Source organism: Nitratidesulfovibrio sp. (assembly GCF_040373385.1).
Lineage (GTDB): Bacteria > Desulfobacterota > Desulfovibrionia > Desulfovibrionales > Desulfovibrionaceae > Cupidesulfovibrio.
Genome location: NZ_JBDXXH010000002.1, coordinates 650,004 through 661,767, shown reverse-complemented (window position 1 = coordinate 661,767; position 11,764 = coordinate 650,004). Strand labels below are relative to the sequence as shown.

The following is an 11,764-nucleotide window of genomic DNA, read 5'->3' as shown; positions in this document are numbered from 1 at the left end:
GGGGCTGGTCGACAGGCATGTTGCATCCGTCGCGGGGCATGAACGCGGATGCAGGACATGGGTGGGGGAGGAACCGGCTGCGCCGACGGATCGTTACAGCGTGCGGGGTACGTACGGGACCGGGGCATGTTCTGGCGAACATGCCCCGGAAATGTTTCCTGTGCGATGGATCCACAGGAGAATTTGGGATAATTGATGGTTACGCGTTGGCGCGGCAGTGGGCGAAGGCTTCGGAAATGCGATCCTTCACGTAGAGCATGAACTCTTCGTCGCCGTCTTCCAGATTGAAGCAGCGGGCGTCGTTGCCGTTGAGGCCGGTGGGAATCCAGTCGCCGCGCTCTTCCGGGTCGGTCAGGGAATCGTCGTGAAAGCACACCGACAGCCAGCGCGCGGCAGGGTCGTCGTCAATCACGTCCACCAGCACGGCCAGCGGGCGCGCGGCCCAACCGGGAAAGGTGCCGCGCAGCGAATGGCTGACGCCGGGGCGGCTGACGAATTCCGCCACCGCGCCATCGTGGGTGTGCAGGTGGTCGCACAGGGCAGTGAATACGGGCAGCACGCCCGCGCCGTCTTCCCCGGCGGTCCATTGGGCAATGAAGGCATTCACGGCGGCTTCGGTGGCGGCGTCGGCGTACATGGGCGTCTCCGTGGTTGTCGGTTGCGGTGGCCGCGCGGGCCAGGCGTTTGCAAGCGCTTGCATATGCATCCACCGGCCATGGCTGTCAACTCGGGCAGGGGACTGGCAGGGGGGGCAGGAAAGAGCCACCGGAACTACCGTGGAAAGGGCGGTATGGGCGGGGGAAGCGGCCCGGAGGGGTGAATCGATACGGAAGGCGAGGATGGACCGGATGCCCGCGCCCGGCGTCTACGCCTTGTCCACCGTCGGGGCGGGCACGGGGCGCAGGTCGTAGCGGCGAATCTGGGGCAGGGGGTAGAAGCGCAGGGTGCCGTCTGGCAGCAGCACTTGCAGGGTACCCTGCGGAGTGGTGGTGCATTCCAGGCAGTCCTGGGTCACCGTGCCCCCGTCGATGAACGCGATATCCAGCCGCCAGCGCTGCACCGCGCCTGCCTTGTGGCCGGAAAGCTCGTTCATGGCGCGGATTTCGCGTTCCATCAGGGCGCGCCATGCCGTCTTGACCAGCTTGCGGTTGTCCGGGGTGTCGTGCGCGCGGCACAGGCCCATCTTCAGGTTGTCGGGCGAGGGCACGAAGCCGAGCACCCAGCCGGTGGAGGCATCCGCGCCGCAGGCATGGCAGCGAATCATGGCGTGCGTCCTCCTGAATGGGATGGGGGAAATGCCGGGCCAGTTCGGTACGCGCCGGGCCGGATTGCACCGGGGACACCCTTGCCCCGCTTCACCCGCCTATACCGCCCCGGCCCCGGCTTGAAAAGGTGCTGGCACCGCACAACGAAGCGCGGGAAGGGGATGCGTGCATTCCCTTCCCGCGTTGCGTGCGGATATGTGACGGTACCGGTGCGGGGGCCGGGCAGCTGCGGCCTACTGGCCGCGCAGATGGCGTACCGCGTTCTCGAACAGCACCGTACCGAGGGTCGCAGGTTCCCCGCGCGACGGCTTCGGACTACTGGCCGCGCAGGTGGCGTACCGCGTTTTCGAACAGCACGGTGCCCAACGTTGCAGGTTCCCCGCGCGACTGCTTCGGACTATTGGCCGCGCAGGTGGCGTACCGCGTTTTCGAACAGCACGGTGCCCAACGTCGCAGGTTCCCCGCGCGTCCAGCCCGGATGGTTGGTGGGGTGGTTGAAGGCTTCGGGGTGGGGCATCAGGCCCAGGATGCGCCCGGACGGGTCGGTCAGCCCGGCGATGCCAAGCGGAGAGCCGTTGGGGTTCCACGGGTATTCCATGGTCACCGCGCCGGTTTCCGGGTGGGCGTATTGCAGGGTGACCAGGTTTTCGGCCACCAGGCGGCGCATCACCTCGTCGTCCAGCGGCACCAATTTGCCCTCGCCGTGGCGCACGGGCACGTACAGGGTTTCGATGCCCTTGGTGAACACGCAGGGGCTCTGGGGGTTCACCTTCAGGGTCACCCAGCGGTCTTCGTAGCGGGCCGAATCGTTGTGGCCCAGCGACACCTGCCGCTCGAAGTACTTGCCGTCCAGCGCGGGCAAAAGACCCAGCTTCACCAGCAGCTGAAAGCCGTTGCAGATGCCGATGGCCAAGCCGCCCCGGGCCACGAATTCCTTCAGGCGGTCCAGCAGGGCCTGCCCGTCGGCATCGGAAAGGTGCAGCCAGCGCTGGGCTGCGGCATGGGCCGCGCCAAGGTCGTCCCCGTCCAGGAAGCCGCCGGGAAAGACAATGAAGTTGTAGTCCTCGATCCTGATCCTGCGGGCCACGATGTCGGCGAAATGCGCCACATCCGCCCGGTCGGCGCCGGCAAGGCGGGCCGCGTGGGCCGATTCCTCGTGCGAGTTCGTGCCGTAGCCGGTGATGACCAGCGTGTTCACCTGCGCCATGCGCTGCTCCTCGATGGGTTTCTTGTCTGTCCTGACTGTCTTGACAGGGGGATGTGCCTCGACTAGCTACTCGTCAGCGCTGCGCCGTTCGGCTGTACCCGGACATGCCCCCAGGCATGTCCGCAGGCCTGTGGGGACGCATGCCCGGATGGGGCCTGCCCGTCAAGGACGTTTCCGCGAAAGTTTCCGGAAAAGTTTTCGGGGGCCTGAACGACGCGGCGGAAACGGGGGCCGTGCCCGAACCGTTTCCGCTGTCCTGCGCCCGCTGTTTCAGACGCCATGGCAATGCTGCCGTACGCTGGGGATAGCCGGGACCGTCGATATTACGTTCCAGTGGTACATCACGTCAACGGCTGACCTTCATGCCGAAAATGTGGCATAAGGTCCTGATGGCGTTTTTTTGCGTATCGCGTCAACCGAAGGGCGAGCGCTGTAACGCGCGTGCGGCACGATCCGCGCGCCGCGAGCGAGAGCAACCAGTCACTCAGGCAGGAGTTTCATGAAGACCAAGTTCATATTCATCACCGGGGGCGTGCTGTCCTCGCTCGGCAAGGGGCTGGCCGCCGCGTCCATCGGAGCGCTGTTGAAGGCCCGTGGGCTCAAGGTAACCATCCAGAAGCTCGACCCCTACATCAACGTCGACCCCGGCACGATGAACCCGTTCCAGCACGGCGAAGTGTACGTCACCGATGACGGCGCGGAAACCGACCTCGACCTCGGACACTACGAGCGCTACCTTGGCGAGTCACTGACGCAGAAGAACAACTACACCTCGGGGTCCATCTACAACCGCGTCATCACCAAGGAACGCCGGGGCGACTACCTGGGCGGCACCGTGCAGGTCATCCCGCACGTGACCGACGAGATCAAGAACGCCATCCTCGGCCTGGCCGAGGACGAACCCGACGTGGCGCTGATCGAAATCGGCGGCACCGTGGGCGACATCGAGGGACTGCCCTTCCTCGAAGCCATCCGCCAGTTGCGCGGCGACCTCGGCAAGGACCACTGCCTGTACGTCCACCTGACGCTGGTGCCCTACCTGAAGGCCGCGGGCGAGCACAAGACCAAGCCCACCCAGCACAGCGTCAAGGAACTGCGCTCCATCGGCATCCAGCCGGACATCATCCTGTGCCGTTGCGAAAAGGCCATCAGCGTCGACCTCAAGCGCAAGATCGCCCTGTTCTGCGACGTGGACCAGGACGCCGTGTTCTCGTCGGTGGACGTGGACAACATTTACGAGGTGCCGCTGCGCTTCTACGAAGAAGGCTTCGACCAGAAGATCGCCATCATGCTGCGCCTGCCCGCCAAGAACGCCAACCTCGAGTCGTGGGAGACGCTGATCCACACCTGCTCGCACCCGGAAGGGCAGGTGACCATCGGCATCGTGGGCAAGTACGTGGACCTCAAGGAAGCGTACAAGAGCCTGCACGAGGCGCTGATCCACGGCGGCGTGGCCAACAAGGTAAAGGTGAACCTGCGCTACGTGAACTCGGAAGAGATCACCGAGGCCAACGTGGCCGAAAAGCTGGCCGGGTGCGACGGCATTCTGGTGCCGGGCGGCTTCGGGCATCGTGGCGTGGAAGGCAAGATCCGCTCCATCCGCCACGCGCGCGAGCACAAGATTCCCTTCTTCGGCATCTGCCTTGGCATGCAGTGCGCGGTCATCGAATACGCCCGCAACGTGCTGGGGCTGGCTGACGCCAACTCCGAAGAATTCAACGAGCTTACCGACAATAAGGTCATCTACCTGATGACCGAGTGGTACGACTTCCGCAAGGGCGCGGTGGAGCGCCGCGACGCCTCCAGCGACAAGGGCGGCACCCTGCGCCTTGGCGCGTACCCCTGCGTGGTGGTGCCCGGCACCAAGGCGTGGGACGCCTACGGCGCCGAACGCGTGGACGAACGCCACCGTCACCGCTTCGAATTCAACAAGGCCTACTTCGAGGCCATGGCCGAAAAGGGCCTGGTGTTCAGCGGCCTTTCGCCCGACGGCGAACTGGTGGAAATCGTGGAACTGCCCGACCATCCGTGGTTCCTGGGCTGCCAGTTCCACCCCGAGTTCAAGTCCAACCCCATGCGCCCGCACCCCTTGTTCCGCGAGTTCATCAAGGCGGCCAAGAAGGAAGCCCAGGGCGGCAAGAAGGGCAAGTAGCCCGCCGCTGGCACGCACATCACGGATATGACGCAACGCGCCTTCCCCGCGGAAGGCGCGTTGCCGTCCGTGGGGCGTCGGCGGGGGACGGCGTGGATAGGGCGGGACGCACGCGGTGTCGTGCCCCGTGCGCCTGTTTTTTCCGTATCCCTTTTTTCCGGTATCCCTTGACGAGGCGGCATTGCGTCGCAATGTTACGTGTCTGCGTGGCAAGCGTTTGCCTCTTGCGTGGTCATCGCCGGTCTTTCCCTGAAAGCGTCCGCCTTTCGCCGGACCATCGGCAAACCGATGTGGCGAAAGCCGCCGACTGATGGTAAAAGCGTCCGGCGGGGCAGGGGGGGGGACGCGCCCTTTTCGTCCCGCACCGCCCGCAGCCACACTGCATATTTTCGAAGCGCACCGCCCGCGCGCGCCATATGCGACCACACGTGCCGCATGCGGCCGGGGCACCGCGCCCTCATCCGCCACGGAGAACCATGCATCCCGAATCACCCAGCACCACCCCGGCCCCCGAATCACCGGTCGCCCCGGCCACATCCGGCGGCATGACGCCGGACGCCCTGTACGAGCGCCTGAAGGCGCGCCGGTTCATTTTCGCCGGGCCATGCGCCCTGGAAAGCCTGGAACTGGCCCTGGACACCGCCCATGCCGTGCGCGAGGCGGCCGAGGCCGCCGGGCTGTTCGTCGTGTTCAAAAGCTCGTGGGACAAGGCCAACCGCACGTCGCTGGACGGCTTTCGCGGCCCCGGACTTGCGCGCGGCATGGAATGGCTGGCCCGCATCAAGCAGGAAACCGGCCTGCCCGTGGTCACCGACATCCACGAGCCGGAACAGGCCCGGCCCGTGGCCGAAGTGGCCGACGTGCTCCAGATTCCCGCCTTCCTGTGCCGCCAGACCACCCTGTTGCTGGCCGCCGCCCAGACGGGCCGGGTGGTCAACGTCAAGAAGGGGCAGTTCGTGGCCCCGTGGGACATGGCCCCGGCGCTCGACAAGCTGCGCTCCACCGGCAACAACCGCATCCTTCTGACGGAACGCGGGGCCAGCTTCGGGTACAACAATCTGGTGGTTGACTTCCGTTCGTTGCCCATCATGCAGGGCTTCGGCGTGCCGGTGGTGTTCGACGCCACCCACTCGGTGCAGTTGCCCGGCGGCAAGGGCACCTCGTCCGACGGCGACCGCCGCTTCGTGCCCATGCTGTCCCGGGCAGCCGTGGCCGCCGGGGTCGACGGGGTGTTCCTGGAAACCCACCCCGACCCCGACCACGCCCTGTGCGACGGCCCCAATAGCTGGCCGCTGGACAGGTTGGCCCCGCTGCTGCGCGATTTTGCCGCCCTCTGGAGTCTGCCCCATGCGAGCTGAAGACCTGGCCCGGTCCATCTCGCTGCTGGTGCTGGACGTGGACGGCGTGATGACCGACGGCGGCCTGTACTATGACGACGAAGGCCGGGTGACCAAGCGCTTCAACGTGCAGGACGGGCTGGGCATCAAGCTGGCGCAGGCCGCTGGCATCACCGTTGCGGTGATTACCGGGCTTGCCTCCGGCGCGGTCGAGGCGCGCATCCGCAGCCTTGGCATAGAGGACTACCACGCGGGCTTCCTGCACAAGTCGGAATGCATCGACTCCATTCGCCGCAAGTATGACCTTGAATGGTCGCAGGTGGCCTACCTTGGCGACGACTGGGTGGACTTCGGTCCGCTGAAGCTGGTGGGCCTGCCCATGGCCGTGGCCAACGCCCAGCCAGAGGTCAAGGCCCTGGCCCGCTACGTGACCACCACCAACGGCGGTCACGGTGCCGTGCGCGAAGCCATCCGCTTTCTGCTGGTGGAGCAGGGGGTGCTGGACCGCATGCTGGAAAGCTGGCCGGAGCAGGCATGAGACGCCGTACGCTGTTGATCCTGCTGCTGGTGGCACTGCTTGTCGGCGGGGCCGCCGCGTGGCGCTGGCAGGGCGGAATGCGCCAGGCGCTGGAATCGGCCATTTCCGGCGGCGTTACCGATGCCACCACGCTGGAAGAGGCGGTGGGTGTGGCCATGAAGGGTATCGAGCTGGTGCAGGGCGAAAAGGGCATTGAACTGTGGCGGCTGAAGGCCACTTGGGCCCAGTTGCGCCAGAGCAACAACGCCATCGACGTGGACAGGCCCGACCTTGTCTACCAGATGGACGGCGGCAGGCAGCTGCGCATCGTGGCCAGGAAGGGCGAAGTGCAGCAGCAGATACAGATGATGCGCATGTGGGACGATGTGCATGCCACCCACGACCGCCATGAACTGTTTGCCAGGCTTATGGTGTACAACGGCACCAGCCGGACCATGTATTTTCCCGAAGGCGCCCGCATAGAGGGGCAGAGCCTTTCGGGCAACGCCACTAGGCTGGAATGGGACATGGCCAGCGACGTGCTGCGCGGCAGCGACGGCGTGTCCATGCTGCTTGTTCCTCGTTCGGGCGGCGTGAACGGCGAGCCCGCTACGGACAAGGCCGCGACCACCAGGGCGACTTCGGTCAGGACCGGACAGGCGCAGGACGCCCGCAAGGCAGCCGCCCCCACTCCCCCGCAGAAAAAGGCCGCCGCGCAAAAGAAGACCGCGCAGAAGGTGCCGGACAAGAAGTCGTCGGGCAAGAAGTCGCCGGACAAGAAGTCATCCGACCAAACGTCACCGGACAAGAAGTCAGCGGCCCCCAAGGCCGCGCGGCGGGACGCGGGCGCATCCAAGCCAACCAAGCAGGAGAACAGGCAATGAGACATACCGGCATCCGCTCCGCGCTGTGCGTGGCGCTGCTGTTGACCTTTTCGGCCCCCGCCGTGGCGGCTGACGCCAAATCGGCCACCGAGGTGCGTCGTGACGTGCCCACCGCCGTCAAGTCCGACCGCATGCAGTACGACGCCAAGGGCCAGGTAGTGGTCTTCGAGGGTGATGTGTACGTCCAGCGGCCCGACTTCGAGATGTGGGCCGAAAAGATTACCCTGCACCTTCGCAAGAAGGCGGCCAAGTCCGGCAAGGCAGGGGCAGGGCAGGGTGCGGAAGCGTCTGGCACTTCGGGCACTTCGGGCGCTTCTGGCGGGACGGGGGCGGGTGGCCCAGGTGGGATGGACGCGGGCGAGATCGACCGCATGGTGGCCGAGCGCAACGTGCGCATGAAGCGCGATACCCGTACCGGCGAATGCGAGAAGGCCACCTACACCGTGGACAACGCCGTGCTGGTCATGGAAGGCAACCCCGTGCTGCACGAGGGCGAGAACAGCATCAAGGGCGACATCATCACCTTCTACACCCGCGAGAACCGCAGCGAAGTGCGCGGCACCTCCACCAAGCGGGTGCAGGCGGTGTTCACCTCGTCCGGCGACGTGAACCCCCTTGGCGAATCCAGGGATAACGGCAAGGACGCCAAGCCCGCTTCCAAGGACCCCAAGGACGTCAACGACACCAGGGACGCCTCCACGGGCGATGCCACCTCCAAGGGGGCTGCCCAGTGAGCTCGATGCTGCGCGGCGAGGACCTGCACAAACAGTTCGGCCAGCGCGAGGTGGTGCGCGGCGTATCGCTGACGGTGACCCAGGGCGAGACCGTGGGGCTGCTTGGCCCCAACGGCGCGGGCAAGACCACCACGTTCTACATGCTCATCGGCATCATCAAGCCGACATCGGGACGGGTCGAGCTTGATGGCCGCGACATCGCCGACTGGCCCCTGCACGAACGGGCACGGGTGGGACTGAGCTACCTGCCGCAGGAAAGCTCCATCTTCCGTCGGCTCACCGTGCGCCAGAACCTTCAGATGATTCTCGAACACACCGGGCTTTCCAGGGCGCAGCAGAAGGAACGCAGCGACATGCTGCTGGAGGACTTCGGCATCACCCACCTGGCCGATTCCGTGGCCCTGCATCTTTCCGGCGGCGAACGACGACGGCTGGAGATCGCCCGGTCCATGATCCGCGAGCCCAAGTTCATCCTGCTGGACGAACCGTTCGCGGGCATCGACCCGCTGGCCGTGGACGACATCCAGCAGCTCATCACCGGCCTGCGCAACCGGGGCATCGGGGTGCTCATTTCCGACCACAACGTGCGGGAAACCCTGCACATTTGCGACAGGGCCTATCTGGTGCACCAGGGCGAGGTGATACTGGAAGGCACCCCAGCTCATATCGTGGACAATCCGCGCGCGCGGGATGTGTATCTGGGCGAAGGCTTTTCGCTGTAACGACTGCCGGTTTCACGTCCTGCCAGGCAAATGCGCAAGGGGCCACCCCTTCCATGTTCACGGCGCCTTCCGCATTTGCGGGGGCGCCGTGTCCGTTGGAGGCAGCGCCTTCGACAGGCGATTGCGGACAGGGGGCGCAAGGGGCCGCCGATGGTTTGCGACGTGTTGGCGACAGCGGTTGCATACTTCTTGCTTCTATGGCATGGTTTCCCTAACCTCTTGGGGAAGGGAACACATTTCCACAGTGGGCCGTTTCTTGCTTGCCGTCGCGCACCTCGTCGCGTCGTCATCTCGTTCGGCCTCAACGCAAGGTTACAGGATCCCGGCGCAGGGCCATACGGTCTCGACGCAGGGTCATAGGGGTTGCCCACGCATGGCATTGGAACTCAGGCAACAGCTCAAGCTCACCCAGCAGCTGGTGATGACGCCGCAACTGCAACAGGCCATCCGGCTGTTGCAGCTTTCGCGACTGGAGCTTGTCGAGACGGTGCAGCAGGAGATGCTGGAAAACCCGTTTCTGGAGGAAGCCCAGGACGAGGCGCCCCAGGTCGAGGTGCCCGACCCGCGCGAAGCCGCCACCGCAGCTGCCGACGTTGCCTACGACCGCGAAATCGCACGCGATGCCGACTGGGAAGATTACCTGGGCGACTTTGCCAGCACCAGCCGCCAGTCCACGGTGCGCGAATCGGAAATGCCCGAGGAGATGACCTCGTTCGAGGCCCGCTACGCCGCCAAGCCCTCGCTTGAAGGGCACCTGATGTGGCAGTTGCGCCTGTCCTCGCTTACCGAGCGCCAGAAGGACATCGGCGAGGTGATCATCGGCAACATCGCTTCCTCGGGCTACCTGCATGCCACGGTGGACGACATCGCCGAAATGGCGGGCGTGGCCCCAGCCGAGGTGGAGCCCGTGCTGCATGCCGTGCAGCGCTTCGACCCCGTGGGAGTGTCCGCGCGCACGGCGCAGGAATGCCTGCTGGTGCAGATCGAGATGCTGGGCTACACGCGCGACAGGGTGCTTGTGGAACTGGTGCGCGACCACCTGGAAGATCTGGAAAAGCGCCGCTACAAGCCGCTCTTGCGCAAGTTCCGCCTGACCATGGAGGACCTGAAGGAGTACCTGGACCTCATCCAGACCCTGGACCCCATGCCCGGCGCCAGCTACGGCGGCGGCGACCCCCAGTTCGTCAGCCCCGACGTGTACGTCTACAAGTACGACGACGATTTCATCATCATGCTCAACGAGGACGGCCTGCCGCACCTGCAACTGAGCACCATGTACGAGCGGTCCGCCGCAGCGGCCGCATCCGCGGGCGAACGCGAATATTTCCAGGAAAAGATGCGCTCTGCCTCGTGGCTCATCAAGAGCCTGTACCAGCGCCAACGCACGCTGTACAAGGTTGTGGAATCCATCGTGAAGTATCAGCGCGGCTTTTTCGAGGACGGGGTTTCGCGCCTGAAACCGCTCATCCTCAAGGATATCGCCGACGACATCGGCATGCACGAATCCACCGTCAGCCGCATCACCACCAGCAAGTACGTGGCCACACCGCACGGCATCATGGAGTTGAAGTTTTTCTTCAACAGCGCGCTGGATCTGGACGACGGCAGCCAGGTGGGTTCCGAAAGCGTCAAGGCCCTGATCAAGAAGCTGATCAGCGGCGAAGACCCGCACGACCCCCTGAGCGACGAGCGCATCGGCGAAATTTTGAAGGAACAGCTCAAAGTCAATATTGCCCGCCGGACCGTTGCGAAGTATCGTACTGCCATGGACATTCCCTCCTCTTCCAAGCGGAAGGAGCTGTTCTGACGGTCCGAGGCCCGCGCCAGACCATGCGCGTGGCGGCATCCGTCTTCTGCGGCGCACCCGGCAACCGCACCCAGCGTGCGTGCCGCGCGCCGCTTTCCCCCTCTCACCACAGGAGGAGCGTATGAACATCGCCTTCACCTTCAAGAATTTCGAACCCTCCGACCACCTGAAGAAGTACGCCCGCCGTCGTCTTGAAAAGCTTGGCCGGTTCGTCGGCAAATCCGCCCTGGAAATGCAGGTGAACCTTTCCGTCGACAAGTTCCGTCACAAGGCGGAAGTGCAGATGGCTGGCGACGGCTTTACCTTCTCCGCCGTCGAACAGTCCGAAGACATGTACGCCACCATCGACCTGGTGCTGGAAAAGCTGGAATCCCAGCTGCGCAAGCAGATGGAAAAGCTGAAGGACCGCCGCCGTTCCGTCCAGTCCGACAAGTTGGGCAAGCTGGGCAAGGGCATTGACGTGTTCACCTTCGGCACCGTGGGCGAAGGCGAGGAGCGAACCATCACCGGTACCGACCACTTCGCCCCCAAGCCCATGCACGTGGACGAGGCAGCCATGCAGCTTGACCAGGGCGACAACGAGTTCCTGGTGTTCCTGAACGCCGAAGTGGAACGCGTCAACATCATCTACCGGCGTCGCAACGGCGATTTCGGCCTTATCGATCCGGTCGTCTAGGCACCATACATGAGGCTTTCGGAGTATCTTCAAGATGATCTGATCCTGTCCGAGCTCTCCGCCAGCACCAAGAAAGAGGTGCTGGCGGAACTCGTGCAGGCCGTGGTGCGGCGGCATCCCGAAGTGGATGCCGCCGTTGCGCTGGGCGTGTTGCAGGACCGCGAGTCGCTGGGCACCACCGGCATCGGCGACGGGGTGGCCATACCCCACGGCAAGCTGGTGAACATCAACGACATCGTGGTGGCCGTGGGGCGCAGCGTGCCGGGCATCGACTTCGACGCGCTGGACATGAAACCCTGTCACCTCTTTTTCCTGGTACTGGCACCGGAACAGGTGGCGGGCATGCATTTGCGCATCCTGGCCCACATCTCCCGCCTGCTGAAGGATCCGCAGTTCCGCCGCGCCATGATCGACGCGCAGGACGGCGAGGCCTTCACGGCCCTCATGCGTACGACGTGACGCG

The 11,764-nt window shown here is 65.0% G+C and carries 12 protein-coding genes; 9 read left to right on the top strand and 3 right to left on the bottom strand.

The features are described 5' to 3' along the window. Nucleotides 1–199: 199 nt before the first annotated feature. The 3 genes from ABWO17_RS05910 to ABWO17_RS05900 form a co-directional block, all read right to left on the bottom strand. Nucleotides 200–637, bottom strand: coding sequence for a hypothetical protein (locus tag ABWO17_RS05910; RefSeq protein WP_353116624.1), 438 nt, complete (start codon nucleotides 635–637; stop codon nucleotides 200–202). 228 nt (nucleotides 638–865) lie between these two features. Next, nucleotides 866–1,264 carry a hypothetical protein gene (locus tag ABWO17_RS05905; RefSeq protein ID WP_353116623.1) on the bottom strand — a complete coding sequence of 133 codons (399 nt, stop codon included), beginning with the start codon at nucleotides 1,262–1,264 and terminating at the stop codon, nucleotides 866–868. 398 nt (nucleotides 1,265–1,662) lie between these two features. Beyond that, on the bottom strand, nucleotides 1,663–2,472 hold the full coding sequence (locus ABWO17_RS05900; RefSeq protein ID WP_353116622.1) for a phosphoribosylformylglycinamidine synthase subunit PurQ: 810 nt from the start codon (nucleotides 2,470–2,472) through the stop codon (nucleotides 1,663–1,665). 499 nt (nucleotides 2,473–2,971) lie between these two features. Between ABWO17_RS05900 and pyrG the strand changes: the two genes are divergently transcribed. The 9 genes from pyrG to ABWO17_RS05855 all read left to right on the top strand — a co-directional run bounded on the left by pyrG (nucleotide 2,972) and on the right by ABWO17_RS05855 (nucleotide 11,760). Next, a complete protein-coding gene (pyrG, locus tag ABWO17_RS05895) occupies nucleotides 2,972–4,624 on the top strand; it encodes a CTP synthase (RefSeq protein WP_353116621.1) in 1,653 nt (550 codons plus the stop codon). Nucleotides 4,625–5,169: 545 nt separating this feature from the next. Then, nucleotides 5,170–5,982, top strand: coding sequence for a 3-deoxy-8-phosphooctulonate synthase (gene kdsA, locus ABWO17_RS05890; protein WP_353116658.1), 813 nt, complete (start codon nucleotides 5,170–5,172; stop codon nucleotides 5,980–5,982). Next, nucleotides 5,972–6,499, top strand: coding sequence for a KdsC family phosphatase (locus ABWO17_RS05885; protein WP_353116620.1), 528 nt, complete (start codon nucleotides 5,972–5,974; stop codon nucleotides 6,497–6,499). Before kdsA ends, ABWO17_RS05885 begins: the two co-directional genes overlap by 11 nt. After that, a complete protein-coding gene (gene lptC / locus ABWO17_RS05880) occupies nucleotides 6,496–7,362 on the top strand; it encodes an LPS export ABC transporter periplasmic protein LptC (protein WP_353116619.1) in 867 nt (288 codons plus the stop codon). The genes ABWO17_RS05885 and lptC overlap by 4 nt, the downstream gene beginning before the upstream one ends. Then, entirely contained in the window at nucleotides 7,359–8,096 is a 738-nt protein-coding gene (locus ABWO17_RS05875) for an LptA/OstA family protein (RefSeq protein WP_353116618.1), read from the top strand. The genes lptC and ABWO17_RS05875 overlap by 4 nt, the downstream gene beginning before the upstream one ends. 5 nt (nucleotides 8,097–8,101) lie before the next feature. After that, a complete protein-coding gene (gene lptB, locus ABWO17_RS05870) occupies nucleotides 8,102–8,818 on the top strand; it encodes an LPS export ABC transporter ATP-binding protein (protein ID WP_353116657.1) in 717 nt (238 codons plus the stop codon). Nucleotides 8,819–9,191: 373 nt separating this feature from the next. Further along, nucleotides 9,192–10,625, top strand: coding sequence for an RNA polymerase factor sigma-54 (rpoN, locus tag ABWO17_RS05865; protein ID WP_353116617.1), 1,434 nt, complete (start codon nucleotides 9,192–9,194; stop codon nucleotides 10,623–10,625). A 121-nt stretch (nucleotides 10,626–10,746) separates the two neighbouring features. After that, nucleotides 10,747–11,301, top strand: coding sequence for a ribosome hibernation-promoting factor, HPF/YfiA family (hpf, locus tag ABWO17_RS05860; RefSeq protein WP_353116616.1), 555 nt, complete (start codon nucleotides 10,747–10,749; stop codon nucleotides 11,299–11,301). A 9-nt stretch (nucleotides 11,302–11,310) separates the two neighbouring features. Further along, nucleotides 11,311–11,760 carry a PTS sugar transporter subunit IIA gene (locus tag ABWO17_RS05855; RefSeq protein WP_353116615.1) on the top strand — a complete coding sequence of 150 codons (450 nt, stop codon included), beginning with the start codon at nucleotides 11,311–11,313 and terminating at the stop codon, nucleotides 11,758–11,760. Nucleotides 11,761–11,764 lie beyond the last annotated feature (4 nt).

Coding starts and splice junctions, on each gene's coding strand:
- ABWO17_RS05910 (WP_353116624.1), bottom strand. CDS start 637: ATGTACGCCGACGCCGCCACCGAAGCCGCCGTGAATGCCTTCATTGCC.
- ABWO17_RS05905 (WP_353116623.1), bottom strand. CDS start 1,264: ATGATTCGCTGCCATGCCTGCGGCGCGGATGCCTCCACCGGCTGGGTG.
- ABWO17_RS05900 (WP_353116622.1), bottom strand. CDS start 2,472: ATGGCGCAGGTGAACACGCTGGTCATCACCGGCTACGGCACGAACTCG.
- pyrG (WP_353116621.1), top strand. CDS start 2,972: ATGAAGACCAAGTTCATATTCATCACCGGGGGCGTGCTGTCCTCGCTC.
- kdsA (WP_353116658.1), top strand. CDS start 5,170: ATGACGCCGGACGCCCTGTACGAGCGCCTGAAGGCGCGCCGGTTCATT.
- ABWO17_RS05885 (WP_353116620.1), top strand. CDS start 5,972: ATGCGAGCTGAAGACCTGGCCCGGTCCATCTCGCTGCTGGTGCTGGAC.
- lptC (WP_353116619.1), top strand. CDS start 6,496: ATGAGACGCCGTACGCTGTTGATCCTGCTGCTGGTGGCACTGCTTGTC.
- ABWO17_RS05875 (WP_353116618.1), top strand. CDS start 7,359: ATGAGACATACCGGCATCCGCTCCGCGCTGTGCGTGGCGCTGCTGTTG.
- lptB (WP_353116657.1), top strand. CDS start 8,102: ATGCTGCGCGGCGAGGACCTGCACAAACAGTTCGGCCAGCGCGAGGTG.
- rpoN (WP_353116617.1), top strand. CDS start 9,192: ATGGCATTGGAACTCAGGCAACAGCTCAAGCTCACCCAGCAGCTGGTG.
- hpf (WP_353116616.1), top strand. CDS start 10,747: ATGAACATCGCCTTCACCTTCAAGAATTTCGAACCCTCCGACCACCTG.
- ABWO17_RS05855 (WP_353116615.1), top strand. CDS start 11,311: ATGAGGCTTTCGGAGTATCTTCAAGATGATCTGATCCTGTCCGAGCTC.